Genomic DNA, 25,651 nt, shown 5'->3' with positions numbered 1-25,651 from the left:
ATCAGCTGCTCCATGAGCTCCCACACGAATTGCTTGATTCATTGAAGAAGACGAAAGAAGCAGCCCGAAATTGGGTCTGTAGCTCAGTTGGTTAGAGCGCACCCCTGATAAGGGTGAGGTCGGCAGTTCGAATCTGCCCAGACCCACCAATTTTGTGTGGGAAACGCCTGTAGAAATACGGGGCCATAGCTCAGCTGGGAGAGCGCCTGCCTTGCACGCAGGAGGTCAACGGTTCGATCCCGTTTGGCTCCACCACTACTGCTTCTGAAGTTTGAAAGCTTAGAAATGAGCATTCCATCGCTGTGATGATGAATGTTGATTTCTAGTCTTTGACTAGTTCGTTCTTTAAAAATTTGGGTATGTGATAGAAAGATAGACTGAACGTTACTTTCACTGGTAACGGATCAGGCTAAGGTAAAATTTGTGAGTTCTCTTAGTTGAGAAATTCGAATTTTCGGCGAATGTCGTCTTCACAGTATAACCAGATTGCTTGGGGTTATATGGTCAAGTGAAGAAGCGCATACGGTGGATGCCTTGGCAGTCAGAGGCGATGAAAGACGTGGTAGCCTGCGAAAAGCTTCGGGGAGTCGGCAAACAGACTTTGATCCGGAGATGTCTGAATGGGGGAACCCAGCCATCATAAGATGGTTATCTTGTACTGAATACATAGGTGCAAGAGGCGAACCAGGGGAACTGAAACATCTAAGTACCCTGAGGAAAAGAAATCAACCGAGATTCCCTTAGTAGTGGCGAGCGAACGGGGACTAGCCCTTAAGTGGCTTTGAGATTAGCGGAACGCTCTGGAAAGTGCGGCCATAGTGGGTGATAGCCCTGTACGCGAAAATCTCTTAGTCATGAAATCGAGTAGGACGGAGCACGAGAAACTTTGTCTGAATATGGGGGGGCAGATCCTCCAAGGCTAAATACTACTGACTGACCGATAGTGAACTAGTACCGTGAGGGAAAGGCGAAAAGAACCCCGGAGAGGGGAGTGAAATAGATCCTGAAACCGTATGCGTACAAGCAGTGGGAGCAGACTTTGTTCTGTGACTGCGTACCTTTTGTATAATGGGTCAGCGACTTATTTTCAGTGGCGAGCTTAACCGAATAGGGGAGGCGTAGCGAAAGCGAGTCTTAATAGGGCGTCTAGTCGCTGGGAATAGACCCGAAACCGGGCGATCTATCCATGGGCAGGTTGAAGGTTGGGTAACACTAACTGGAAGAGCCGAACCGACTACCGTTGAAAAGTTAGCGGATGACCTGTGGATCGGAGTGAAAGGCTAATCAAGCTCGGAGATAGCTGGTTCTCCTCGAAAGCTATTTAGGTAGCGCCTCATGTATCACTGTAGGGGGTAGAGCACTGTTTCGGCTAGGGGGTCATCCCGACTTACCAAACCGATGCAAACTCCGAATACCTACAAGTGCCGAGCATGGGAGACACACGGCGGGTGCTAACGTCCGTCGTGAAAAGGGAAACAACCCAGACCGTCAGCTAAGGTCCCAAAGTTATGGTTAAGTGGGAAACGATGTGGGAAGGCTTAGACAGCTAGGAGGTTGGCTTAGAAGCAGCCACCCTTTAAAGAAAGCGTAATAGCTCACTAGTCGAGTCGGCCTGCGCGGAAGATGTAACGGGGCTCAAACCATACACCGAAGCTACGGGTATCACCTTCGGGTGATGCGGTAGAGGAGCGTTCTGTAAGCCTGTGAAGGTGAGTTGAGAAGCTTGCTGGAGGTATCAGAAGTGCGAATGCTGACATGAGTAACGACAATGGGTGTGAAAAACACCCACGCCGAAAGACCAAGGTTTCCTGCGCAACGTTAATCGACGCAGGGTTAGTCGGTCCCTAAGGCGAGGCTGAAAAGCGTAGTCGATGGAAAACAGGTTAATATTCCTGTACTTCTGGTTATTGCGATGGAGGGACGGAGAAGGCTAGGCCAGCTTGGCGTTGGTTGTCCAAGTTTAAGGTGGTAGGCTGAGATCTTAGGTAAATCCGGGATCTTAAGGCCGAGAGCTGATGACGAGTGTTCTTTTAGAACACGAAGTGGTTGATGCCATGCTTCCAAGAAAAGCTTCTAAGCTTCAGGTAACCAGGAACCGTACCCCAAACCGACACAGGTGGTTGGGTAGAGAATACCAAGGCGCTTGAGAGAACTCGGGTGAAGGAACTAGGCAAAATGGCACCGTAACTTCGGGAGAAGGTGCGCCGGTGAGGGTGAAGGACTTGCTCCGTAAGCTCATGCCGGTCGAAGATACCAGGCCGCTGCGACTGTTTATTAAAAACACAGCACTCTGCAAACACGAAAGTGGACGTATAGGGTGTGACGCCTGCCCGGTGCCGGAAGGTTAATTGATGGGGTTAGCTAACGCGAAGCTCTTGATCGAAGCCCCGGTAAACGGCGGCCGTAACTATAACGGTCCTAAGGTAGCGAAATTCCTTGTCGGGTAAGTTCCGACCTGCACGAATGGCGTAACGATGGCGGCGCTGTCTCCACCCGAGACTCAGTGAAATTGAAATCGCTGTGAAGATGCAGTGTATCCGCGGCTAGACGGAAAGACCCCGTGAACCTTTACTATAGCTTTGCACTGGACTTTGAATTTGCTTGTGTAGGATAGGTGGGAGGCTTTGAAGCGTGGACGCCAGTTCGCGTGGAGCCAACCTTGAAATACCACCCTGGCAACTTTGAGGTTCTAACTCAGGTCCGTTATCCGGATCGAGGACAGTGTATGGTGGGTAGTTTGACTGGGGCGGTCTCCTCCTAAAGAGTAACGGAGGAGTACGAAGGTGCGCTCAGACCGGTCGGAAATCGGTCGTAGAGTATAAAGGCAAAAGCGCGCTTGACTGCGAGACAGACACGTCGAGCAGGTACGAAAGTAGGTCTTAGTGATCCGGTGGTTCTGTATGGAAGGGCCATCGCTCAACGGATAAAAGGTACTCCGGGGATAACAGGCTGATACCGCCCAAGAGTTCATATCGACGGCGGTGTTTGGCACCTCGATGTCGGCTCATCACATCCTGGGGCTGAAGCCGGTCCCAAGGGTATGGCTGTTCGCCATTTAAAGTGGTACGCGAGCTGGGTTTAGAACGTCGTGAGACAGTTCGGTCCCTATCTGCCGTGGACGTTTGAGATTTGAGAGGGGCTGCTCCTAGTACGAGACGGACCGGAGTGGACGAACCTCTGGTGTTCCGGTTGTCACGCCAGTGGCATTGCCGGGTAGCTATGTTCGGAATAGATAACCGCTGAAAGCATCTAAGCGGGAAACTAGCCTCAAGATGAGATCTCACTGGAACCTTGAGTTCCCTGAAGGGCCGTCGAAGACTACGACGTTGATAGGTTGGGTGTGTAAGCGCTGTGAGGCGTTGAGCTAACCAATACTAATTGCCCGTGAGGCTTGACCATATAACACCCAAGCAATTTGCTTGCTTCGAAGCTGAAAAGCGAAAGAGCACCAGATTGCGGTGTGTGAAGACGAAACGAACCGAAAGTTCGATGTTCACAAAACACCGAAAGCTATCACATACCCAATTTGCTGAAGCGAGGCCATCTGGTCACGATTCAGTACCCGAATTTCTTGACGACCATAGAGCGTTGGAACCACCTGATCCCATCCCGAACTCAGCAGTGAAACGATGCATCGCCGATGGTAGTGTGGGGTTTCCCCATGTGAGAGTAGGTCATCGTCAAGATTAAATTCCGAAACCCCAATTGCGAAAGCAGTTGGGGTTTTGTTTTGCCCGCAGGAAAGTTCCTACAGCATTCAACGGCGTCGTCCGGCTGTCACAACCTGCTGACAATGCTAAGGTTCTGCCCTGGCTTTCGCACTTTTCCAAGGAATTCTTTATGCCGGGCGCCCAGTCCCTCAACGCTGCATTCATGGTGGTTCAGAGCAATAGCCTGGACGAACTGCGCAGCCTGGTGATCAGCATAATGCGGCGCTATCCACTGGCGCCCTTGGAAAACGAAATTGCCCTCGTACAAAGCAACGGCATCGCCCAGTGGCTCAAATTGGCCTTGGCTGAAGACCCTGAAGAAGATGACCTCGGTGGCTGCGGTATTGCCGCTGCTATCGATGTGCAACTGCCCGGCAGCTTCATGTGGCAGCTGTACCGGATGGTGTTGGGCCGCGAAGAAATCCCACCGAAATCCCTGCTCGATAAAGCCCCGCTGACCTGGCGCCTGATGCGCTTGCTACCTCAAGTGATCGAGCGCCCGCATTTCGAGCCGTTGCAGCGCTTCCTCACTCACGACACTGACTTGCGTAAGCGTTACCAGTTGTCCGAGCGACTGGCGGATCTCTTTGACCAGTACCAGGTCTATCGGGCCGACTGGCTCGAAGATTGGGCCGAAGGACTGCACCAAATCCGAAATGTCCGAGGTGAAATAAAGCCACTGGCGCCCGCGAGCTGCTGGCAGGCTGAACTGTGGCGTGCGCTGCTGGAGGATGTCGGTGAACAAGGCATGGCGCAAAGTCGCGCCGGTGTTCATCAACGATTTATCGAGCGCATCAACACCCTCACAGAGGCACCCGCCGGCCTGCCCTCGCGAGTGATCGTTTTCGGGATTTCTTCGTTGCCCGCTCAAGTGCTCGAAGCATTGGCCGGGCTTGCACGTTTCAGTCAGGTTCTGCTTTGTGTGCACAATCCATGTCGCCACCATTGGGCCGATATCGTTGCCGATAAGGATCTGCTGCGACACCAGTACAAACGCCAGGCACGCAAGAGCGGTATGCCCGTCGTACTCGATCCGGACGCATTGCACCAACACGCCCATCCGCTGCTAGCTGCATGGGGCAAGCAGGGCCGCGACTACATCAACCTGCTCGACAGCTACGACGATCCCAACAGTTATCGCGCGGCTTTCCGGGATGGTCGCATCGATCTGTTCAGCGACACTCAACCCGAGAACCTGCTCAACCAACTCCAGAACGACATCCTCGAACTTCGCCCGCTCAATGAGACACGCGAGATCTGGCCAGCTGTCGATCTGATACAAGACCATTCGATCCGTTTTCACATTGCACACAGCGCCCAGCGTGAAGTGGAAGTTCTTCACGACCAACTCCTCGCGCGCTTCAGCGCCGATCCCGAATTACGTCCTAGGGATGTAATCGTGATGGTGCCGGACATCGACAGCTACGCGCCGCACATCCGCGCCGTATTCGGTCAGCTCGATCGCCCTGATCCGCGATTCATTCCATTCACCTTGGCGGATCAGGGCCAACGCGGCCGTGACCCCTTGCTGATTGCAGTCGAGCACCTGCTAAAGCTGCCAGACAGCCGCTTCCCTGTCAGCGAAATCCTCGACCTGCTCGACGTTCCTGCACTGCGCGCTCGTTTCGGTGTGGAAGAGCGCGACCTGCCGACGCTGCATCGCTGGATCGAAGGCGCCGGTGTGCGTTGGGGCATGAGCGCCGAACAACGCGCAGGCCTCGGTTTGCCGGATGAGCTGGAGCAGAACAGCTGGCACTTCGGCCTGCGCCGGATGCTGCTGGGTTACGCCGTCGGCAGTGCGAATGCCTGCGCCGGTATCGAACCCTACGATGAAATCGGCGGACTGGACGCCGCGTTGATCGGGCCATTGGTGGCACTGCTCGATGCCTTGGAACTCGCTCATCAGGAATTGATGCAACCGGCTCAACCCAAAGAGTGGGGCTACCGGTTGCAAGCGCTGATGCAATTGTTCTTCAAAGCCAGCAACGAGCACGATGACTATTTGCTTACCCAACTCGAAGAACTGCGCGAAACCTGGCTGGAGACGTGCGAGGCCGTCGGTCTCGACGATGAGTTACCGCTGACTGTCGTCCGTGAAGCCTGGCTCGCCGGTCTGGATCAGGGGCGTTTATCGCAGCGTTTCCTCGCCGGTGCGGTGAACTTTTGCACGCTGATGCCCATGCGTGCGATCCCGTTCAAACTGGTCTGCCTGCTGGGGATGAACGATGGCGATTATCCGCGTGCACAACCGCCGCTCGACTTCGATTTGATGGGCGGCGATTACCGTCCCGGCGACCGTTCGCGGCGTGAGGATGACCGTTATCTGTTGCTCGAAGCATTGCTGTCCGCGCGCAATCAGCTCTACATCAGTTGGGTCGGCCGCAGCATTCGCGACAACAGCGAGCGGCCTGCTTCGGTGCTGATCGGCCAGTTACGCGATCACCTCGCCAGCGGCTGGCGATTGCTCGACGAGACCCAGGATATTGTGAGCGCCATGACCGAGGAGCATCCGTTGCAACCGTTCAGTGCGCGCTATTTTCATGAGGGCGATCAGCTCTTCAGCTATGCCAGCGAATGGCAGGTGCTGCACCAACAGCACGGATCTCAAACCGCTGTGGAACTGCTTGCGCCCTATGTCCAAGAGGAACCGTTGACCCTCGCCCTGTTACAGGACTTCCTGCGCAACCCGGTTCGACACTTTTTTACCCAACGCCTCAAGGTCTATTTCGAAGCCGCCGAGGCGCCGCTCGCGGACGAAGAGCCGTTCGTGCTCGACGCTTTGCAGCGCTACACGCTCAGCGACAGTCTGCTCGAAGCCGCAATGAGGCAGCCGGACAATATCGATCAGGCCCTCGAATCTCAGGCCCGTCGCCTGCAAAACAGTGGTCTGCTGCCAATGGCTGGTTTTGGCGAATGCCTGCAACGCGAGCTGATCGAGCCGCTGCCGGACTTGCTGCAACGCTACCAACAACTGCTGACGTTGTGGCCGACCCCGCTGACCAGCGCAATTCCGATCAGCCTTGAATTGCAGGGCTTGCGCCTTGAGGGCTGGCTCTCAGGTTTGCATGAGCGCGCCGATGGTGGTCTGCTATCGGTCACAACCATTCCCAACAGTATCGGCTCGATCAAAAGCCGCAAATGGCATCGGCTGACCAAGCCGTGGGTCAACCATCTGGTGGCCTGTGCCAGCGGGCTTTCGTTGACCACTGCGTTGGTGGCCAGCGACGATTCGTTGCTGCTGGAGCCCATGGAAAAAGACCGCGCAGTTCGCATCCTCAGCGATCTGCTGCTCGCTTGGCAGTCCGACATGCGCCAACCACTGCCGATCGCAGTAAAAACTGCGTTCGCCTGGCTGTCCCAGACCGACCCGCTCAAGGCCGAAGCCGCCGCGCGCAAAGCGTACGAAGGTGACGGCCAGACCAGTGAAGGTGAGCGCCGCGAAAGCCCGGCCTTGTCTCGACAGTTTGTCGACTTCGATGCCTTGCTCGCCGATGAAACATTTTCTGGTTGGTGCGACGCGCTCTATCGACCACTGCTGGAAGCGCCTTGGCGTTCCTTGTCCAGTGAAGGAGCGCGCGCATGAGTAGCAAAACTCCACTGGCACTGGCCTTTCCGCTGCACGGCAGCCAACTGATCGAAGCCAGCGCCGGCACCGGCAAGACCTTCACCATTTCTGCACTCTATCTGCGGCTGATCCTTGGTCACGGCGGCGACACCAATGGCTTCGGTCGCGACCTGCTGCCACCGCAAATTCTCGTTGTGACCTTCACGGACGCGGCGACCAAAGAACTGCGTGAGCGGATCCGCACGCGTCTGGCCGAAGCCGCGCGATTCTTCCGCGACGAGACGCCTGCGCCTGACGCGCTCATCGCCGAACTGCGCGAACAGTTCGAGCCACAGCAATGGCCCGGCTGCGCCAATCGTCTGGACATCGCTGCGCAATGGATGGACGAGGCCGCCGTTTCTACGATTCACAGTTGGTGCCAGCGCATGCTGCGCGAGCACGCATTCGACAGCGGCAGCCTGTTTACTCAATCGCTGGAAACCGATCACAGCGATCTGCTCGGTGAAGTGCTGCGCGATTACTGGCGGCTGTTCTGCTACCCGATGCAGGGCGATGCGCTGAACTGGGTTCGCAACAATTGGGGTGGGCCGGCAGCGCTGTTGCCGCGTGTCCGTGGACTGTTCGCCAGCGAGCGCGACAGCGACGAAGGCAAGGCTCCCGCCGAGCTGATCGAGGAATGCTTGCTGGAGCGTCGCGCAGCATTGGTCGAGCTGAAAATGCCTTGGCGGCAGTGGGCCGATGAGTTGCTCGCCATCTGTCATCAAGGCGTTGCCAGCAAAACCGTCGACGGTCGCAAGATGCAGGCGCGCTACTTTGAACCTTGGTTCGAGAAGCTTAAAAGCTGGGCCGAAGATGAATCCATGGAGCAACTGGATATCGGCACCGGCTTCACCCGACTGACCCCCGACGGCATGGCCGAAGCGTGGAAAGGTCAGGCCCCGAGTCATCCGGGGCTGGATGCCATGCCCGCACTCAAGTCGAGTCTGGATGGCTTGCCCACGCCAGACGCCGCCGTCCTGCAGCACGCCGCGAAATGGGTGGGCGCGCGCTTCGAAGAAGAGAAGCGTCGCCGCGCCGAAATGGGCTTCGACGACATGCTGCTGCGACTCGATGCCGCGCTGCAATCAGAAGGTGGCGAGCGTCTCGCAACGCTGATTCGCGAGCAGTTCCCGGTAGCGCTGATCGACGAATTCCAGGACACCGATCCGGTGCAGTACCGGATCTTCGAAAGCATCTATCGCATCGAGGAAAACAGTCCTGACACTGGCCTGTTTCTGATCGGCGATCCCAAGCAGGCGATCTACGCCTTCCGTGGTGCGGACATCTATACCTATCTGCGCGCGCGCAAGGCTACGACCGGCCGCTTGCATACCCTGGGCACCAACTTCCGTTCCAGTCACGGCATGGTGACAGCGGTCAATCACGTATTCGAACGCGCCGAGGCCCGCGAGCTGGGACGCGGCGCGTTTTTGTTCCGCGAGAAAAGTGGCGAGAACCCGGTACCGTTTCAACCCGTCGACTCACAGGGCCGCAAAGAACACCTGCAAATTGCCGGGCAGAAAGTTGCGGCGCTGAACGTCTGGCAGCTGTCCAGCGATCAGCCGTTGTCCGGCGCGGTGTATCGCCAACAACTGGCTGCCGCCTGCGCCAGCGAAATCACCGCGTTGCTCAATGGCGGGCAAACCGGTCAGGCCGGATTTGTGCAGGACGGCAAAGACTTCAAAGGCCTGCGACCTTCCGACATCGCGATTCTGGTTCGCGACGGCAAAGAGGCGCAGGCCGTACGCGGTGAGCTGGCCGCTCGTGGCGTGCGCAGCGTTTATCTGTCCGACAAGGATTCCGTGTTTGCCGCGCAGGAGGCCCGAGACTTGCTGTCCTGGCTCAAGGCCTGCGCCGAGCCTGACGTTGAACGTTCTCTGAAAGCCGCGCTGGCCTGCATCACGCTGAACCTGCCGCTGGCCGAACTGGAGCGTCTGAATCAGGACGAACTGGTGTGGGAATCCCGCGTCATGCAGTTCCGTGGCTATCGCGAGTTGTGGCGCAAACAGGGCGTGCTGCCGATGCTGCGGCGTCTGCTGCATGACTTCCATTTGCCGCAGACATTGATTGCCCGCAGCGATGGTGAGCGCGTGCTGACTAACTTGCTGCACTTGTCCGAATTGATGCAGCAAGCCGCTGCTGAGCTCGACGGCGAACAAGCGCTGATCCGGCATCTGGCCGAGCTGCTGGCCTTGTCCGGGCAGGCCGGCGAAGAACAGATTCTGCGCCTCGAAAGTGATGAGCAATTGGTCAAAGTGGTGACCATCCACAAATCGAAAGGCCTGGAATATCCGTTGGTGTTCCTGCCGTTCATCTGCTCGGCCAAACCGGTCGACGGTAGTCGCTTGCCGCTGCATTACCACGACGCAACAGGTAACGCGCAATTGAGTCTGAAGCCGACGCCCGAGCTGATTGCGTTGGCCGATGACGAGCGTCTGGCTGAAGACCTGCGTTTGCTTTATGTAGCGCTGACGCGTGCGCAACACGCCTGCTGGTTGGGCGTAACCGATCTAAAACGCGGCAATAACAACAGTTCGGTGCTGCACCTTTCTGCGCTGGGCTATTTATTGGGCGGTGGTGCGTCGTTGGGTGAGTCCAGCGGTTTGAATAGCTGGCTGCGAGATTTGCAGCAGGACTGCCCGGCGATCAGTGTCGGTGAAATGCCGCCGGCCAGCGCCGAACATTACGAACCTGCGCGCAACGAAGCGGTTCTCAGCGCCACGCTTGTGCCCAAGCGCAAGGCCAGCGAGAACTGGTGGATCGCCTCGTACAGTGCGCTGCGCATCAGCGACGTATTGAGCGTCGGCAGCGATGAGGCGCCGGACAGTCCGCAAGCGCAAAAACTCTTCGATGACGAACGCCTCGATCCGGATGCACCACGCGAAATCATCGCTGGCGGTGCCGATATCCATCGCTTCCCGCGTGGCCCCAACCCCGGGACATTCCTTCACGGTTTGCTGGAGTGGGCAGGGGATGACGGTTTCGCCGTCACGCCCAAAGCCGTGGAAGACGCGATCGGCCGGCGTTGCAACCTGCGCGGCTGGGAAGGCTGGATCACCACGTTGAGCGACTGGTTGCAACACCTCCTCAAATCGCCGCTGCCGATCGGCGCCGGCCAACCGCCGGTGGTGCTTGAGCAGTTAACGCAGTATCGCGTCGAGATGGAATTCTGGTTCGCCAGCCATAAAGTCGACGTGCTCAAACTCGATGAGCTGGTACGTCAGCACACCCACAACGGCGTGGCGCGGGTGGCCGCCGAACCGGTGCAACTCAACGGCATGTTCAAGGGTTTTATCGACCTGACCTTCGAACACGATGGCCGTTACTACGTGGCCGACTACAAATCCAACTGGCTGGGCGTCGATGATTTCGCCTACACCGAGCAAGCCATGGAGCAGTCGATTCTCGACAACCGTTACGACCTGCAATACGTCTTGTACCTGTTGGCCTTGCACCGTCAGCTCAAGGCGCGGTTGCCCGACTATGACTACGACCGGCACGTCGGTGGCGCGCTTTATCTTTTCCTGCGTGGCACCCGCGCAGACAGTCGCGGGGTGTACTTCGCCCGGCCACCCCGTGAATTGATCGAACGTCTGGATCGGCTGTTTCAGGGCAAACCCGAGCCCAAGGCCGAACCCGCGTGGGAACAGGGAGTCTTGCTATGAGCCGCACCTTCGCCGATCTGCTGCCGACGCCTTTGGCCGCCGACAGCCTGTCGAGACTTTCGCCGCTGACCCGCGCCGAAGACTTGTTGCTCTTGCTCACCCGCTGGGTCGAGCGCGGCTGGCTGCGTGCACTAGACAAGGCATTCGTCGCGTTTCTGCATGAGCTCGAACCGGACACCGATCCGCTGGTGTTGCTCGCGGCGGCGCTGACCAGCCATCAACTCGGCCATGGTCACGTTTGTCTGGATCTGTTTGAAACCCTCAAAGCGCCGGACTTTGCGCTGTCATTGCCGCCCGAAGGCGATGTGCAGGGTGGCGTCTTGTTGCTGCCTTCGCAATTGCTTGAGGCGCTCGACGGTGCTCATTGGTGCAAGGCTCTGGCGGGCAGCGCTTTGGTCGCCCTGGCTGCCGATACCAGTGAAGAAGCTCAGCAACGCCCGCTGGTGTTGTCCTCGAAACGTCTGTACTTGCGGCGCTACTGGGCTTACGAGCGGCGTATCGATTCCGCGTTGCGCCAGCGTCTCGCCCAATCCGAAGCGACGCCGGCCGATCTGCCGCAGCGCCTCAATGAGCTGTTCGGTTCAGCCAATTCCGACGAGGTCATCGACTGGCAAAAGCTCGCTTGTGCGCTCGCCACGCGCGGTGCCTTCAGCATCGTCACCGGCGGCCCCGGTACCGGTAAAACCACCACCGTCGTGCGTTTGCTGGCATTGCTGCAGGCGCCGGCGGTGGAGGCCGGCCATCCGTTGCGCATTCGCCTGGCAGCGCCCACCGGTAAAGCCGCCGCACGCTTGACCGAGTCGATCAGCCAGCAAGTGCAATCGCTGAAAGTCAGCGAAGACGTGCGGGCGAAAATTCCCTGTGACGTGACCACCGTGCACCGTTTGCTCGGCAGTCGTCCGGGCACCCGACATTTCCGCCATCACGCCGGAAATCGTTTACCGCTGGATGTGCTGGTGGTCGACGAAGCCTCGATGATCGACCTGGAAATGATGGCCAATCTGCTCGACGCCTTGCCGGCCCATGCGCGACTGGTGTTGCTCGGCGACAAGGATCAGTTGGCGTCCGTGGAGGCAGGTGCGGTGCTGGGTGATCTGTGCCGCGATGCCGAGGGCGGCTGGTACAACCGGCAAACCCGCCAATGGCTGGAGTCGGTCAGCGGTGAGTCGTTGCAGGACAGTGGTCTGCACGAAGATTTCGACGGCACGCATCCGCTGGCTCAGCAAGTGGTGATGTTGCGTCACTCGCGGCGTTTCGGTGAGGGCAGCGGCATCGGTCAACTGGCGCGGCGGGTCAATCAACAGCTCCCGGAAGAGGCGCGGCAATTGCTCGCGGCGGGGCACTATGACGATGTGTTTTCGCTGCCGCTCAAGGGCGAGCACGATCACAAACTCGAGCGGCTGCTGCTCGACGGTCATGGCGAGGGCCCGCAGGGGTATCGGCATTACCTGAGCGTGCTGCGCAATCAACGCCCTGCATCTGGCAAACCGCTGGAACATCCGGACTGGATTCTCTGGGCCCGCGACGTCTTGCAGGCGTTCGACACCTTCCAGTTGTTGTGCGCGGTACGCAAAGGCCCGTGGGGCGTTGAAGGTTTGAACCAGCGCATCACCGCCGCGTTGCTCAAGGCCCGGCTGATCGAGCATGACCAGCAATGGTACGAAGGCCGGCCGGTGTTGATGACCCGCAACGACTACGGCCTGGGCTTGATGAACGGCGACATCGGCATCGCCCTCAAACTGCCGGAACGTGAAGGGCCCGACGCCGGCAAACCGGTGCTGCGCGTGGCGTTTCCGCGCAATGACGGTCAGGGCGGCGTGCGTTTCGTCCTGCCGAGCCGACTCAACGATGTGGAAACCGTGTACGCCATGACCGTACACAAATCTCAGGGCTCTGAGTTCGCCCACACCGCGTTGATCCTGCCGGATGCCTTGAATCCGGTGCTGACCAAGGAGTTGATCTACACCGGAATCACCCGCGCCAAGCACTGGTTCACCCTGATCGAGCCGCGTGCCGGGGTATTTGAAGAGGCCGTACAACGCAAGGTCAAACGCCTCAGCGGACTGATGTTGGAGCTGGAGGAGGGCAACCAGTCTCCTGGATGAAAACTGCGATGATGGCCAGCGGTTTCTGACCGACCAGTCAGAGGTCGCTGCCTCGCTGGCTATTCGCCGCTGTGCTATCGTTGCGGCATCATTTCGGTAAGATCCAAGAGAATCCCTGCATGAAGGTGTCTGTCTGGGCGGCAGAGCGCGTGGTTGGCTGCAGGCACGCGTTGCTTGTCGGCCTGCTCTGGTTGTTGACGAGCGTGGCCGTCGCACAACCGCAAGCGCCGACGGGCATGGCCGAACAACGCGCCAAATCTGTCACCCAAGTCGTGCTGGGCATCCTCAGTTATGCTCGCTGGCCGGTAGAGCCTGCGCAATTGCGTCTGTGCATCGTCGGCCCCACCGAATACACCGACGACCTGGTCAAAGGCACCACTCAAGCCACCGGCCGACCGGTTGTCGTGCGCCGCTTGCTGGCCGATAACTCGGCCATCGTCAGCGAATGCAATGCCGTGTACATCGGCAAGCTCACCGCCGATGAGCGCAGTCGCCTGTTCGCCGCATTGATCGGACACCCGGTGCTTAGCATCAGCGAAGCCGACGACCAATGCACGGTCGGCAGTCTGTTCTGCCTGCGCGTCGGTGACGAGCAGGTGTCCTTTGAAGTCAATCTCGATTCCGTTGCCCGCAGTGGCGTGCGCATTCACCCGAGCGTGCTGCAGTTGTCGCGCCGTAAATCGGCGGCCCCATGAAATTGTTCAGATCGAATAAGCGCCCCACGTTGGGCTCGGTACTGGGCCGTGGACATTTAACCGTGGCATTACTGGCGGTAGCGATGGCCAGTGTCTCGCTGACGCTGCTCGGTGTTTTGGCGCTGCGGGTTTATGCCGACCATAACTTGCATCTGATCGCCCGTTCGATCAGCTACACCGTGGAAGCCGCGGTGGTGTTCAACGACAAAGCGGCGGCGACGGAAGCGCTGGAAATGATCGCCTCGACCGAAGAAGTCGCCGACGCGCAAGTACTGGACGCTCAGGGGAAATTGCTGGCGCGCTGGCATCGCGCGGAAAACGGCCTGTTCTCCGATCTGGAAATGCAGATCACCCGCGCCCTTCTGGAAAAACCGATCAGCCTGCCGATCGTGCATCAAGAGCATGAAATCGGCCGCATCCTGCTCACCGGACACGGCGGCAGCCTGATGCGCTTTCTGCTGAGCGGTCTGGCGGGGATCATTCTTTGCACCGCGATCAGCGCTTTTGTGGCGATCTATCTGGCGCGCCGGCAACTGCGTGAAATCATCGGCCCGCTGCGCAGCCTCGCCACCGTGGCCCACGCCGCACGCAGCGAACGGGCGCTGGATCGCCGCGTGCCACCGGCGCAAATCGCCGAGCTGGACAACCTCGGCAACGACTTCAATGCCCTGCTCGACGAACTCGAGTCCTGGCAAAGTAACCTGCAAAGCGAAAACGAAACCCTCGCGCACCAGGCCAGCCACGACAGCCTCACCGGTCTGCCCAATCGCGCCTTTTTCGAGGGCCGCCTGATGCGTGCCCTGCGTAATGGCGGCAAGCTCAACGAGCGCGTGGCGGTGCTGTTTCTCGACAGCGACCGTTTCAAAGGCATCAATGACAATTTCGGCCATGCCGCCGGCGATGCTGTGCTGGTGGCGATTGCCAATCGTGTCCGCGCGCAGTTGCGTGAAGAGGATCTGGTCGCGCGATTGGGCGGTGACGAGTTCGCCGTGCTGCTCACGCCGTTGCACAAGATCGAAGATGCCGAACGCATTGCCGACAAGATTCTCGCCAGCATGGACACGCCCATCGCATTGCCGGGCGACACCAGTGTCGTGACGTCGCTCAGTATCGGCATCGCGGTTTTCCCTGATCATGGCGCCACCCCCGGCGCCCTGCTCAACGCTGCCGACGCGGCGATGTATCAAGCCAAGCGCCTCTCCCGTGGCGCGCAATTCACGGCCGGGTCGGAGCACCCGGTCGATCCCGTTCAAACCAGGAGCTGATTCCCGTGTTCAAACTTCCATTTCGATTGTTCTCCGCTGTGCTGTTGATGGCCGTGCTGGCCCTGACCGGTTGCCAGACCGCGCCGCAAAAAGGCCTGACGCCGGCGCAAGTCGCCGTGCTCAAACAACAAGGGTTCGAGCTGACTGATGAGGGCTGGGAATTTGGCCTGTCGGGTAAAGTGCTGTTTGGCAGCGACGTCGAAAGCCTGAACAAACAAAGCACCGAAATCGTCGAGCGCATCGGCAAAGCCTTGCTCGGTGTCGGCATTGAACGCGTGCGGGTCGATGGCCACACCGATGCATCGGGCAAAGAAACCTACAACCAGCAACTGTCGCTGCGCCGTGCGAAAAGTGTCGCCGCCGTGCTCAGTACCGTCGGCATGAAGCAAGAGAACATCCAGCTGCAAGGCCTGGGCAGCAAAGACCCGGTGGCTTCCAACAGCACCGCCGCCGGCCGCACGGAAAACCGCCGGGTGGCGATCGTGGTCAGCGCTGATTAATCGGCGAACTGCATTTCGCGGGTCTTGCCCATTAACAGACCCTGATTCTGTTCAGTGACCGAGCGGATGTAATCCCACAAGGAGTTTTGCATTGAATAAAGGACGTTTCATTCTCGGATTTTCAATATACGCCGCCCTTCAGGCGTTCTCGTTGGGGGCGATGGCTGACAATCAATTGTGGGTCACCACAGATCGCACTGACAGACATACTTGCCCCTCGTCCGAATGCGGGGTGGCGGGACGACTGATGTTCAGAGAGGGCGTCGAAGCCTTGGAGAAGAAGGGGAAATGGGTGCGTATCACCAAGACGTACTCGGCGTCCTGTGTAGGAGGCAAAAGCGAGTATGTGAAGGAGGGTAATAAATCCTGCACAAGCGCTAACGGAATAAAAGATGGAAAGTTTGCCGAATGGATCCAAGCTCGACAGGAAGCGGCCAGAGTCGAACATTCGAAAAGCCCGCTAAGCCAAGGGCGATGCAGTTCTCATGGATACGTAAGTCACTTGAGCACTCCCGACTTACCCACAGCGGCAAGCACGGTCATCGCGGAGAGTAGCCCTATCGCACTCCATTGCATCAAGACGAGGTTTTTCTTGAGAGGGACAGGGAAGCCGCTTACATCCTGTGTGCTGAGGGTGCCACGCCGTGTATAAAAATTCGCAAACGTGACGAGTCCAGACGCACCGCCAACCAAAAGCAATTTCCCCCACGCTCCCCCGTGTTTCAGTGCGGCCAACCTAGTGCCAGCGGAGCTATTCTTGAGATGCTCAAGTATCAAGTCCATCTTGGTGTTTGCAATGTAGAGAGCTATTCCCATCCAGATGATCATCGAGATAATCACTACACCGCACAATCCACCAACGATGAGTTCAGCGGTATTCATTTAGTAACCTCATAAATCATTTCGCCGAACATTTCACCGCCAGACCCGCCCACTGCCCCGCCAGCAAATGAGCCTGCCGCTACGACTACAACGCCGCAAGCGAGAGTACCTAGCCCGCCAGTAGGCGGGCAGCTATCCGTGACGGATCCCCTAAAGGTTGTACGCCTTAATTATCTTGGAGAGGGCGACGAATACAGCCATTGCCCCTATCAGCCCCCATACGCTCCACTGCAAAAAGACAAGCTTTCGTCGGATGTTTGAAGGAAGTTTCTGTAGGTCGTTAGTGTCCACTTCTCCTCTTTTAACGAAGAAATTCGGGAACGTCACAATGCCTGATATGCCACCAACTAGAAGTAGCTTTCCCCACGGGCCGCCGTGCCTAAGTGGTGCTCGATCCGTCACAGCCGTGCAGTTCTTCAGGTGTTCTAATATGCCGTCTATTCGCGTGTACGCCAGATGCAGGCATATCGCAATCCAAGCAATCATGCCTAGGAGAACTGCTCCGCAGAGCCAGCCCACTACAAATGCAGCAGTACTCATTTGACCGCCTCGTATATGACTTCGCCTAGTTCCTGTCCACCTGCTCCTGCAAGTGCGCCTCCCGCATAAGAACCTGCCCCGACGACGACAAGACCGCAGAGTAATGTCGCAACACCGCCTGTTGGAACACCTAGCCCGACACAGATGGCACTTACCGCCGTACCCGTTAATGCTGCCCCTGTCGCTGCCCCACCAGCTACTCCGCCAATGAAACTTCCGGATTCTGTAAACTTGATTTTTCTACAGGCTTCCATATTGCCAGTTGTGCACACATCCTGAACCTTCATGTATGACGCCCCACCTCCTACAGCTGTACCAATCCATCCGCCGTACTTCACAAATTTGGCTGCTTTGGCGACACCTTCCGAGTGAGTAGCATAACCGGGAATCTGGCTTGGGGCGCCCGCCAAGCTCCAATGGTGAACCAAGCTTCTGCTGGAAATTCCTAGTGCTGTCTTTAGGCTCGGATGGTCAGGGAAGCCAATACCTTTTCTGGTCAGCCCAGTGAGTTGTCTATCTAGACGAGCAAACAGTCTTGATCGCTCAGCGAAGAACTCGGGGCTACGTAAATGCCCGTCACGTTGAAAGCTTTTCTGGTGCAGTGCTTCGATATCCTTCAGCGACGTTTTCACGTCTTCCAGATTCTTGGCGAAAATTGATTCGCCGACACCGATGGATGTCGATCCTTGCGACAAGATAGATTCGATAACGTCCCTATGGTGCATCATGAAGCTGGCTTCTTCGTCGCTCATGGGTATGAGTGCCGCCTCGACTTTCTGGGCTGCCTCAGTCAGCAATGCTTCTTCGCGTGTGCACTGCTGATTGTTCGGGTCGCTCAAGACAATAAGTTGGCCCGGTTTGGCGTAGCCTGTCAGGTGCGGGTTGAGTCGCTTGAATTTCTCTAGCGTGGCTCCATCCGGTTTATCGAAGAGGGCTGCTTCGAGCGCGGATCGCGGCATTGTCTCTTGCACGATGTAAAAGCCGGGTTCGGCCACTTCTTTTGCTTCAACGGGCTTTTCTTCTGGGAGTTCTGGATATTCCGCCCAATGCTTTGCGTGCAGGTCAACAGGCTCAACACCGCTATACGTCTTGTTCTTTGGTTGGTTGGGCAGGGCAGGCTTTGGAACGTTTCCGTATCCGCTCATGGGGCATCCTTGTTCGTCCTTGGGGAAATCCCGGCTTGAAGCTGGGGTAGCCTGACGTTACTAGGAGGCTCTAGAGATGGCTGTAGGATAAATCCCAAAAGCCTGACCGAATGACACTGCTTGCATGTCGGTGTCGAGGTGTTACAAGTTGCGTTCCAAGTCCTGTTACAAATCCTCAGCAAAACCTGCTTACTTCGTTACGGTCCGGTCACCTGATTCCTTGAAATTTTCAGTCAGAAAACTGCATCTCGCGGGTCTCACCCATCAACAGACCCTGATTCTGTTCAGTCACCTCGCGGATGTAATCCCACAACAAAGTAATCCGCTTCAACTTCCGCAGATCCTCTCGGCAGTACATCCAGAACTGCCGGGTGATGTTGATTTCCTCCGGCAGCACCGGCAGCAAGCGCGGATCCTGCGCGGCGAGGAAGCACGGCAGAATCGCTAGTGAGCGGCCTTGCTGCGCTGCGACGAATTGCGCGATCACGCTGGTGCTGCGCAAATTTGCGTGGGCACCGGGCAGCACGTTGGCCAGGTAGAGCAGCTCCGAGCTGAACGCCAGATCGTCCACATAACTGATGAATTGATGCTTGCCCAAATCTGCCGGGCGGCGGATCGGTGGGTGTTTGTCGAGGTAGTCCTGGGTGGCGTAGAGCTGCAAGCGGTAGTCGCAGAGTTTGCAGCAGACGTACGGCCCGTGCTCCGGGCGTTCGAGGGCGATGACGATGTCGGCCTCGCGCTTGGACAGGCTGATGAAGTGCGGCAGCGGCAGGATGTCCACCGAGATCGCCGGGTAGGCGTCGACGAAATGGCTCAGTTGCGGGGTGATGAAAAAGCTGCCGAAACCTTCGGTGCAGCCCATGCGCACGTGGCCGGACAAGGCGACGCCGGAGCCGGAGACCTGCTCGCAAGCCATGTGCAACGTGCTTTCAATCGACTCGGCATAACCCAGCAAACGCTGGCCTTCAGCGGTCAGGACGAAACCGCTGGTGCGCGACTTTTCAAACAGCAGCGTGCCGAGCGCCGCTTCCAGCGAACTGATCCGTCGCGACACCGTGGTGTAGTCGACGGCGAGCCGTTTGGCGGCTGTGCTGGCCTTGCGGGTGCGGGCGACTTCGAGGAAAAACTTGAGGTCGTCCCAGTTCAGCGAGCCTAGAGAGGTGATGTTTTTTTGCATGATGGACGGGCTTTTATGTGCGTTCTTATTAGAAGTTTGCACATCTATACTCCAAAAACAGTCCGACAACCAATTCGTGACACACGCCTCATCTCAAGGCGAACCTTTCGCCTTGGCTCCTACGATAAAAACAAGTTTCGGAGACCAGCATGAACGCATCGCTTACGCCCAACGAAACCACGCTGCAGAAGGTCAAGCTGCTGATCGACGGCGAATGGGTCGAGTCGCAAACCACCGAATGGCACGACATCATCAACCCGGCCACTCAGCAAGTGCTGGCCAGAGTCCCGTTCGCCACCGCCGCTGAAGTCGATGCCGCCGTCAGCGCCGCACAGCGTGCCTTCCAGACCTGGAAACTGACTCCGATCGGCGCGCGGATGCGCATCATGCTCAAGCTGCAAGCGCTGATCCGCGAACACTCCAAACGCATCGCCGTGGTGCTCAGCGCCGAGCAGGGCAAAACCATTGCCGACGCCGAGGGCGATATTTTCCGTGGTCTGGAAGTGGTCGAGCACGCCTGCTCCATTGGCACTCTGCAAATGGGCGAATTCGCCGAGAACGTCGCCGGCGGCGTTGATACCTACACCTTGCGCCAGCCAATCGGTGTTTGCGCCGGCATCACACCGTTCAACTTCCCGGCGATGATTCCGCTGTGGATGTTCCCGATGGCCATCGCTTGCGGCAATACGTTTGTGTTGAAGCCTTCGGAGCAGGATCCGCTGTCGACCATGTTGCTGGTTGAGCTGGCGGTCGAGGCGGGCGTTCCGGCGGGCGTGTTGAATGTGGTTCATGGCGGTAAAGACGTGGTCGATGGCCTGTGCACGCACAAGGACATCAAAGCGGTGTCCTTCGTCGGTTCGACCGCTGTTGGGACTCACGTTTACGATTTGGCCGGTAAGCACGGCAAACGCGTGCAATCGATGATGGGCGCGAAAAACCACGCTGTGGTGCTGGCCGACGCCAATCGCGAGCAAGCGCTGAATGCCTTGGTCGGCGCCGGTTTCGGTGCGGCCGGGCAACGCTGCATGGCCACTTCGGTGGTGGTGCTGGTTGGTGCGGCGAAACAATGGTTGCCGGATCTGAAAGCGCTGGCGCAGAAACTTACCGTCAACGCTGGCAGCGAGCCGGGCACCGACGTTGGCCCGGTGATCTCGAAAAAAGCCAAGGCACGAATTCTCGACCTGATCGAAAGCGGCATCAAGGAAGGCGCCAAGCTGGAACTTGACGGGCGCGACGTCAAGGTGCCGGGTTACGAGCAAGGCAACTTTGTTGGCCCGACCCTGTTCTCGGGCGTGACCACCGACATGCAGATCTACACCCAGGAAATCTTCGGCCCGGTGCTGGTGGTGCTGGAAGTCGACACCCTTGATCAGGCGATTGCGCTGGTCAACGCCAATCCGTTCGGCAACGGCACCGGCCTGTTCACCCAGAGCGGCGCAGCGGCACGTAAATTCCAGACGGAAATCGACGTCGGTCAGGTCGGCATCAACATCCCGATTCCGGTGCCAGTGCCGTTTTTCAGTTTCACCGGTTCGCGCGGTTCGAAACTCGGCGACCTCGGCCCGTACGGCAAGCAAGTGGTGCAGTTCTACACGCAGACCAAAACGGTCACGGCGCGCTGGTTCGACGACGACAGCGTCAACGACGGCGTGAACACCACCATCAACCTGCGCTGAGGATCGGCCATGAAAATCGCATTTATCGGGCTGGGCAACATGGGCGCGCCGATGGCGCGCAACCTGATCAAGGCTGGCCACTCGCTGAACCTCGTCGACCTGAACAAAACCGTGTTGGCGGAACTGGAACAACTCGGCGGCAGCATTCGCGCTTCGGCGCGTGAGGCGGCCGAGGATGCAGAACTGGTGATCACCATGCTGCCGGCCGCTGTGCATGTGCGCAGTGTCTGGCTGGGTGAGGACGGCGTTTTGGCCGGGATTGGCAACGGCGTGCCGGCGGTGGATTGCAGCACGATCGATCCGCAGACGGCGCGTGATGTGGCTGCCGCTGCCGCCAAACAAGGCGTGGCCATGGCGGATGCGCCGGTGTCTGGCGGTACGGGCGGCGCGACGGCCGGGACGTTGACCTTTATGGTCGGCGCCACGCCAGAACTGTTCGCCACCCTGCAACCGGTGCTGGCGCAGATGGGCCGCAACATTGTGCATTGCGGTGAAGTCGGCACCGGGCAGATCGCCAAGATCTGCAACAACTTGCTGCTGGCGATTTCGATGGTTGGCGTCAGTGAGGCGATGGCGCTGGGCGATGCGTTGGGGATTGATACGTCGGTGCTCGCCGGGATCATCAACAGCTCGACCGGACGTTGCTGGAGTTCGGAGATGTACAACCCGTGGCCGGGGATCGTTGAAACGGCACCGGCTTCGCGGGGGTACACCGGTGGGTTTGGTGCGGAATTAATGCTGAAGGATTTGGGCCTGGCGACGGAAGCCGCGCGTCAGGCGCATCAGCCGGTGGTGCTTGGCGCGGTGGCGCAGCAGTTGTATCAGGCGATGAGTCAGCGTGGGGATGGCGGGAAAGATTTCTCGGCGATTATCAACAGCTACCGCAAACCGCAGTAACTTGGGTCAGCAATACTTTTGTGGCAAGTGAGACTTTGTGGTGAGGGGATTTATCCCCGATGGGTTGCGCAGCAGCCCCCTACAGTGTGTCAGGTAAACCGAGTGCTCAGGTTTTGCGACTGCTGCGCAGCCGAGCGGGGATGAATCCCCTCGCCACAGGGATCTCTATTTCCATAGGGATCATTGGGTGGGTTTAAAAATTTGCAGTAGGTGTTGCCGGGAAATCACGTCGGGTGATTTCCCGGCTTTTTTGTGCCAAAAAAGATCGCAGCCTACGGCAGCTCCTACAGGAAACGTATCTCTGTAGGAGCTGCCGAAGGCTGCGATCTTTTGCTTTATCAGGCAAACACGAAATACTTACGCACCGTCTCAACCACTTCCCACGTACCTTTCATCCCCGGCTCAATGACAAAGATATCGCCAGCACGCAAGTGAATCGGCGCCATGCCGTCCGGGGTGATCACGCAGTAGCCTTCCTGGAAATGGCAGTATTCCCACTTCACGTATTCCACGCGCCACTTGCCCGGCGTGCAGATCCACGTGCCCATGATCTTGCTGCCGTCTTCGCTGGTGTAGGCGTTGAGGTTGACGGTGTGCGGGTCGCCCTCGAGTTTTTCCCATTTGCAGGCATCGAGTACCGGCAGCGGGTGGGTGTCGCGCAGAACGGTGATTGGGGCGGTCGCGGTCATGGGAGCTCCGGGCAGAAGGAATTGAAGTCGCACCGTATAGCGCCCGGGCGCTGCCCAGTTGTCTGGGGTCGACATCGAGCTGCTCAGAAACGCGCGAACGTTCAGAGTTTTTCCAGCGGCTGAATCTGTTTGGATGAAGTCTGCCCCTTAGGGGAGAGTCAAGGCGTGTAGCAGGGCTTTGGCGTAACCCGGCAGGGCGGTGAAGTCCTTGGCGCAGAGCATCAAGGTGCGGCGCGCCCACGGTTCGTTGAGCGCAACGCTTTTGAAGCTGCGTGGCGCCGCGCGTTCAATGGCGGCCAGTGGCACGATGGCGAGCCCGGCGCCATGGCTGACCATGCGCATCACGCCGTCGAAACCGTCGGCGCGGATACGCACCTGCATGCGGGCGCCGCTGTGCAGGGCCTGTTCTTCGAGGTGGATCGCCAAAGCGCTGTTGGCGCTGAGTCCTACAAAATCGTGGTGCAACGCATCGCTGAAACTGACCTCGTCGGCGTCAGACAACGGGTGGTCGAGGGGCAGAATCAGCACCAGTGGATCATCGCGAAAGGGTTGGGTTTGTAGTTCGCGGGTGTCTACGGCGTCGGAAACAATCCCGAGATCCGCTGCGCCTTGGCGTAAGGCGTGGGTGATGCGCGCGCTCGGCAGTTCCTGCAAATCGATGTCGAGATTGGGGTGATTGCGCAGGAAATCGGCGAGCACTTCCGGCAGGTATTCGGTGATCGCCGTCGTGTTGCACAACAGCCGCACCTGGCCTTTGACGCCTTGCGCGTAGTCGGCGAGATCCTGCTGCATACGTTCGGCTTGTTGCAGGAGGATGCGCGCGTGATGGGCGAGGGCTTTGCCGGCGGGGGTCGGGGTGACGCCACGGCGACCGCGTTCGAGGAAGTCGGTGCCGAGCGAGGCTTCCATGGCGCGGATTCTGGCGCTGGCGGCGGCGAGGGATAAATGACTGCGCGCGGCGCCGGCGGTGATGTTGCCGGTGTCGAGGATGTGCAGGTAGAGGCGTAGGTCGGTGAGGTCGAAGTGCATGGTTAGCCTCTGGTTTTGCGGTGGCTGGGCCGGCCCCTTCGCGAGCGAGCCCGCTCCCACATTGGACTCATGTACGACACAGATCCACTGTGGGAGCGGGCTTGCTCGCGAAGAGGCCATCAGCCCCAACGAAATCATCAGCCTCTCCCAAAAGCAGAGGCACCCTCAGTATATGGCAGATTTTCAGCCAACCCCGACTGGCGCACAGTACCGCCATGAACACACTCACAGACTTCTACCAACACCTGGGCCTGACCCTGTCCCTGCTGGTCATCGCCACCTTCATCCTCGCCGGCCTGATCAAAGGCATCATCGGCCTCGGCTTGCCCACGGTCGCCATGGGCCTGCTCGGTCTGGCTATGGCGCCATCGCAGGCAGCCGCGTTGTTGATCATCCCGGCCACCCTGACCAACCTCTGGCAACTGGCATTCGGCGGGCATTTAAAAGGCCTGATCAAACGCCTCTGGCCGATGCTCCTGATGATCTTCCTCGGTACCGGCATCGGCACGTTGTGGATTGGCATGGCCGGCGGACATTGGGTCGTGCGCGGACTCGGCGCGGCGCTGTTCCTGTATGCGTTGAGCGGATTGTTCCTGCCGACGCTGAGCGTAAATCCCCGCCACGAACCCTGGCTCGGCCCGGCCTGCGGTTTGATCACCGGCATCATCACCTCCGCCACCGGCGTGTTCGTGATTCCGGCGGTGCCCTATCTGCAAGCACTGTGTTTGAATCGTGATGAACTGGTGCAGGCACTCGGCCTGTCCTTCACCGTCTCGACTCTGGCGCTGGCCGGCGGTTTGCTCTGGCGCGGCGCACTCGGCGGCGGTGAATTGAGCGCCTCGCTGCTGGCGCTGATCCCGGCAGTGCTGGGCATGTTGCTCGGCCAATGGCTGCGGCAACGCATCAGCGCCGTACTATTCAAACGGGTTTTCTTCATCGGTCTGGGCGCGCTCGGCGCCCATTTATTGATCAGCGGTTAGCCGACGCTTCGCTGAGCATGTCGATGGCGCGAATGTCGAAATCGCGTTCCAGATAGTCCATGCGCTCGGCGAAAAACGCCTTCATGTGCGGCAGACTCGAGTGCACATCCAGGTGTGCCTGGCTCTCCCAGATCTCGTAGAAGATAAACAGCGACGGATCTTCCTTGTCGCGCAGCATGTGGTACTCGATGCAACCGGGCTCGGCGCGGCTCGGTTCAACGTAAGCACGAAACAGCGCCTCGAAGGCCTCGGCTTTTTCCGGGCGGGTCTTGGCGTGCAGGATAAAACCCTGGCGTTCACTCATCACAACGACTCCTCAAATACAGATGGCCGAGCATGCTATTGCAACAATCTGTGTTCGATTCGTGCTTTTTGGTCAAATGTATTTTGCGCAATCACGGCTTATTCCGCGTGAGGCAGATGGTTAATCTGCCGCCATTCCAGTTTCCCTTCTCCACCCAGCCGGAATGGCTGCGCCGAGGCTTTCTCATGAAAAAAGTTTTGTTGTTGAATGGCGGTAAAAAATTCGCCCACTCTGATGGTCGTTACAACGCCACCCTGCACGAAGCTGCGCTGAGCGTGCTGGATCGCGGCGGGCTCGACGTCAAAACCACCTTCATCGACGAGGGCTACGACGTCGCTGAAGAAGTGGCGAAATTCCTCTGGGCCGACGTGATCATTTATCAGATGCCGGGCTGGTGGATGGGCGCGCCGTGGACGGTGAAAAAGTACCTCGACGAAGTCTTCACCGAAGGCCACGGCAGCCTCTACGCCAGCGATGGCCGCACCCGCTCCGACGCCTCGCAGAAGTACGGCAGCGGCGGTCTGATTCAGGGCAAGCAATACATGCTGTCGCTGACCTGGAACGCACCGCAGCAAGCCTTCGATGACCCGACCGATTTCTTTGAGGCCAAAGGTGTTGATGCGGTGTACTTCCCGTTCCACAAGGCCAATGAGTTTCTGGGCATGACCGCGTTGCCGACGTTCTTGTGCGTGGATGTGATGAAGCGTCCGAACATCGAAGGTGATGTAGCGCGTTATGAGCAGCATCTGACCGAGGTGTTTGGCCTTAAGGCTTGAGTGGTTTAGGGC

At 58.4% G+C, this 25,651-nt stretch carries 17 protein-coding genes, 2 tRNA genes and 2 rRNA genes; 14 read left to right on the top strand and 7 right to left on the bottom strand.

Features of this window, described 5'->3' with window-relative positions:
• Nucleotides 1-72 precede the first annotated feature (72 nt).
• From ACZZ0D_RS20600 to ACZZ0D_RS20555, 10 genes are all read left to right on the top strand, one after another.
• Nucleotides 73-149 (top strand) — tRNA-Ile (locus tag ACZZ0D_RS20600).
• Between the two features lie 30 nt (nt 150-179).
• Nucleotides 180-255: transfer RNA gene (locus tag ACZZ0D_RS20595), tRNA-Ala, on the top strand.
• Between the two features lie 247 nt (nt 256-502).
• Nucleotides 503-3,399: ribosomal RNA gene (locus ACZZ0D_RS20590) — 23S ribosomal RNA — on the top strand.
• Between the two features lie 171 nt (nt 3,400-3,570).
• Nucleotides 3,571-3,686, top strand: a 5S ribosomal RNA gene (gene rrf / locus ACZZ0D_RS20585).
• Nucleotides 3,687-3,840: 154 nt separating this feature from the next.
• Nucleotides 3,841-7,293 carry an exodeoxyribonuclease V subunit gamma gene (gene recC / locus ACZZ0D_RS20580; protein WP_463554149.1) on the top strand — a complete coding sequence of 1,151 codons (3,453 nt, stop codon included), beginning with the start codon at nt 3,841-3,843 and terminating at the stop codon, nt 7,291-7,293.
• Nucleotides 7,290-10,979, top strand: coding sequence for an exodeoxyribonuclease V subunit beta (gene recB, locus ACZZ0D_RS20575; protein ID WP_463554148.1), 3,690 nt, complete (start codon nt 7,290-7,292; stop codon nt 10,977-10,979). Before recC ends, recB begins: the two co-directional genes overlap by 4 nt.
• A complete protein-coding gene (gene recD, locus ACZZ0D_RS20570) occupies nt 10,976-13,084 on the top strand; it encodes an exodeoxyribonuclease V subunit alpha (protein WP_463554147.1) in 2,109 nt (702 codons plus the stop codon). Before recB ends, recD begins: the two co-directional genes overlap by 4 nt.
• Nucleotides 13,085-13,203: 119 nt before the next feature.
• Nucleotides 13,204-13,779: a YfiR family protein gene (locus ACZZ0D_RS20565; protein WP_463554146.1), complete on the top strand. Its 576-nt coding sequence runs from the start codon at nt 13,204-13,206 to the stop codon at nt 13,777-13,779.
• Nucleotides 13,776-15,044 carry a diguanylate cyclase domain-containing protein gene (locus ACZZ0D_RS20560; protein ID WP_463554145.1) on the top strand — a complete coding sequence of 423 codons (1,269 nt, stop codon included), beginning with the start codon at nt 13,776-13,778 and terminating at the stop codon, nt 15,042-15,044. Before ACZZ0D_RS20565 ends, ACZZ0D_RS20560 begins: the two co-directional genes overlap by 4 nt.
• A gap of 47 nt (nt 15,045-15,091) precedes the next feature.
• Nucleotides 15,092-15,544, top strand: a complete 453-nt coding sequence (locus ACZZ0D_RS20555) for an OmpA family protein (RefSeq protein WP_463554826.1) — start codon at nt 15,092-15,094, stop codon at nt 15,542-15,544.
• Nucleotides 15,545-16,042: 498 nt separating this feature from the next.
• Here the strand turns inward: ACZZ0D_RS20555 and ACZZ0D_RS20550 are convergent, their stop codons facing one another.
• From ACZZ0D_RS20550 to ACZZ0D_RS20535, 4 genes are all read right to left on the bottom strand, one after another.
• Complete coding sequence (locus ACZZ0D_RS20550) at nt 16,043-16,426, bottom strand: hypothetical protein (protein ID WP_463554144.1); 384 nt, start codon at nt 16,424-16,426, stop codon at nt 16,043-16,045.
• Between the two features lie 150 nt (nt 16,427-16,576).
• Entirely contained in the window at nt 16,577-16,966 is a 390-nt protein-coding gene (locus ACZZ0D_RS20545; RefSeq protein WP_463554143.1) for a hypothetical protein, read from the bottom strand.
• Complete coding sequence (locus ACZZ0D_RS20540; protein ID WP_463554142.1) at nt 16,963-18,111, bottom strand: hypothetical protein; 1,149 nt, start codon at nt 18,109-18,111, stop codon at nt 16,963-16,965. Before ACZZ0D_RS20540 ends, ACZZ0D_RS20545 begins: the two co-directional genes overlap by 4 nt.
• Before the next feature lie 229 nt (nt 18,112-18,340).
• Entirely contained in the window at nt 18,341-19,288 is a 948-nt protein-coding gene (locus ACZZ0D_RS20535) for a LysR family transcriptional regulator (protein WP_463554141.1), read from the bottom strand.
• Between the two features lie 149 nt (nt 19,289-19,437).
• On the opposite strand from ACZZ0D_RS20535, the gene ACZZ0D_RS20530 reads away from it, so the two are divergent.
• Complete coding sequence (locus tag ACZZ0D_RS20530) at nt 19,438-20,964, top strand: CoA-acylating methylmalonate-semialdehyde dehydrogenase (RefSeq protein ID WP_463554140.1); 1,527 nt, start codon at nt 19,438-19,440, stop codon at nt 20,962-20,964.
• Nucleotides 20,965-20,973: 9 nt separating this feature from the next.
• Nucleotides 20,974-21,861: a 3-hydroxyisobutyrate dehydrogenase gene (mmsB, locus tag ACZZ0D_RS20525; RefSeq protein ID WP_053116974.1), complete on the top strand. Its 888-nt coding sequence runs from the start codon at nt 20,974-20,976 to the stop codon at nt 21,859-21,861.
• Nucleotides 21,862-22,199: 338 nt separating this feature from the next.
• On the opposite strand, the gene ACZZ0D_RS20520 is transcribed toward mmsB, so the two are convergent.
• Together ACZZ0D_RS20520 and ACZZ0D_RS20515 are read right to left on the bottom strand one after the other, a co-directional pair.
• Nucleotides 22,200-22,550 carry a cupin domain-containing protein gene (locus tag ACZZ0D_RS20520; protein WP_103303269.1) on the bottom strand — a complete coding sequence of 117 codons (351 nt, stop codon included), beginning with the start codon at nt 22,548-22,550 and terminating at the stop codon, nt 22,200-22,202.
• Nucleotides 22,551-22,697: 147 nt separating this feature from the next.
• Nucleotides 22,698-23,579, bottom strand: a complete 882-nt coding sequence (locus ACZZ0D_RS20515) for a LysR family transcriptional regulator (RefSeq protein WP_463554139.1) — start codon at nt 23,577-23,579, stop codon at nt 22,698-22,700.
• Between the two features lie 215 nt (nt 23,580-23,794).
• Between ACZZ0D_RS20515 and ACZZ0D_RS20510 the strand changes: the two genes are divergently transcribed.
• Nucleotides 23,795-24,559, top strand: a complete 765-nt coding sequence (locus tag ACZZ0D_RS20510) for a sulfite exporter TauE/SafE family protein (protein ID WP_463554138.1) — start codon at nt 23,795-23,797, stop codon at nt 24,557-24,559.
• Here ACZZ0D_RS20510 and ACZZ0D_RS20505 read toward each other — a convergent pair.
• Entirely contained in the window at nt 24,549-24,863 is a 315-nt protein-coding gene (locus ACZZ0D_RS20505; RefSeq protein ID WP_159812841.1) for a putative quinol monooxygenase, read from the bottom strand. The two genes, ACZZ0D_RS20510 and ACZZ0D_RS20505, sit on opposite strands and share 11 nt — an antisense overlap.
• 185 nt (nt 24,864-25,048) lie before the next feature.
• On the opposite strand from ACZZ0D_RS20505, the gene mdaB reads away from it, so the two are divergent.
• Nucleotides 25,049-25,639, top strand: a complete 591-nt coding sequence (gene mdaB, locus ACZZ0D_RS20500) for an NADPH:quinone oxidoreductase MdaB (RefSeq protein ID WP_008083391.1) — start codon at nt 25,049-25,051, stop codon at nt 25,637-25,639.
• The last annotated feature ends 12 nt before the right edge of the window (nt 25,640-25,651 follow it).

Source organism: Pseudomonas sp. AC193 (assembly GCF_979258075.1).
Note: the sequence above shows the minus strand (reverse complement) of the source record. Positions and strands in the feature narration are given on the sequence as shown.

Bases quoted from the DNA above. Each gene is read 5' to 3' on its own strand.
- ACZZ0D_RS20535 (WP_463554141.1), bottom strand. From the start codon at position 19,288: ATGCAAAAAAACATCACCTCTCTAGGCTCGCTGAACTGGGACGACCTC.
- ACZZ0D_RS20565 (WP_463554146.1), top strand. From the start codon at position 13,204: ATGAAGGTGTCTGTCTGGGCGGCAGAGCGCGTGGTTGGCTGCAGGCAC.
- ACZZ0D_RS20555 (WP_463554826.1), top strand. From the start codon at position 15,092: ATGGCCGTGCTGGCCCTGACCGGTTGCCAGACCGCGCCGCAAAAAGGC.
- ACZZ0D_RS20560 (WP_463554145.1), top strand. From the start codon at position 13,776: ATGAAATTGTTCAGATCGAATAAGCGCCCCACGTTGGGCTCGGTACTG.
- ACZZ0D_RS20550 (WP_463554144.1), bottom strand. From the start codon at position 16,426: ATGAATACCGCTGAACTCATCGTTGGTGGATTGTGCGGTGTAGTGATT.
- ACZZ0D_RS20505 (WP_159812841.1), bottom strand. From the start codon at position 24,863: ATGAGTGAACGCCAGGGTTTTATCCTGCACGCCAAGACCCGCCCGGAA.
- recC (WP_463554149.1), top strand. From the start codon at position 3,841: ATGCCGGGCGCCCAGTCCCTCAACGCTGCATTCATGGTGGTTCAGAGC.
- ACZZ0D_RS20520 (WP_103303269.1), bottom strand. From the start codon at position 22,550: ATGACCGCGACCGCCCCAATCACCGTTCTGCGCGACACCCACCCGCTG.
- mmsB (WP_053116974.1), top strand. From the start codon at position 20,974: ATGAAAATCGCATTTATCGGGCTGGGCAACATGGGCGCGCCGATGGCG.
- mdaB (WP_008083391.1), top strand. From the start codon at position 25,049: ATGAAAAAAGTTTTGTTGTTGAATGGCGGTAAAAAATTCGCCCACTCT.
- recB (WP_463554148.1), top strand. From the start codon at position 7,290: ATGAGTAGCAAAACTCCACTGGCACTGGCCTTTCCGCTGCACGGCAGC.
- recD (WP_463554147.1), top strand. From the start codon at position 10,976: ATGAGCCGCACCTTCGCCGATCTGCTGCCGACGCCTTTGGCCGCCGAC.
- ACZZ0D_RS20530 (WP_463554140.1), top strand. From the start codon at position 19,438: ATGAACGCATCGCTTACGCCCAACGAAACCACGCTGCAGAAGGTCAAG.
- ACZZ0D_RS20545 (WP_463554143.1), bottom strand. From the start codon at position 16,966: ATGAGTACTGCTGCATTTGTAGTGGGCTGGCTCTGCGGAGCAGTTCTC.
- ACZZ0D_RS20510 (WP_463554138.1), top strand. From the start codon at position 23,795: ATGAACACACTCACAGACTTCTACCAACACCTGGGCCTGACCCTGTCC.
- ACZZ0D_RS20540 (WP_463554142.1), bottom strand. From the start codon at position 18,111: ATGAGCGGATACGGAAACGTTCCAAAGCCTGCCCTGCCCAACCAACCA.
- ACZZ0D_RS20515 (WP_463554139.1), bottom strand. From the start codon at position 23,579: ATGCACTTCGACCTCACCGACCTACGCCTCTACCTGCACATCCTCGAC.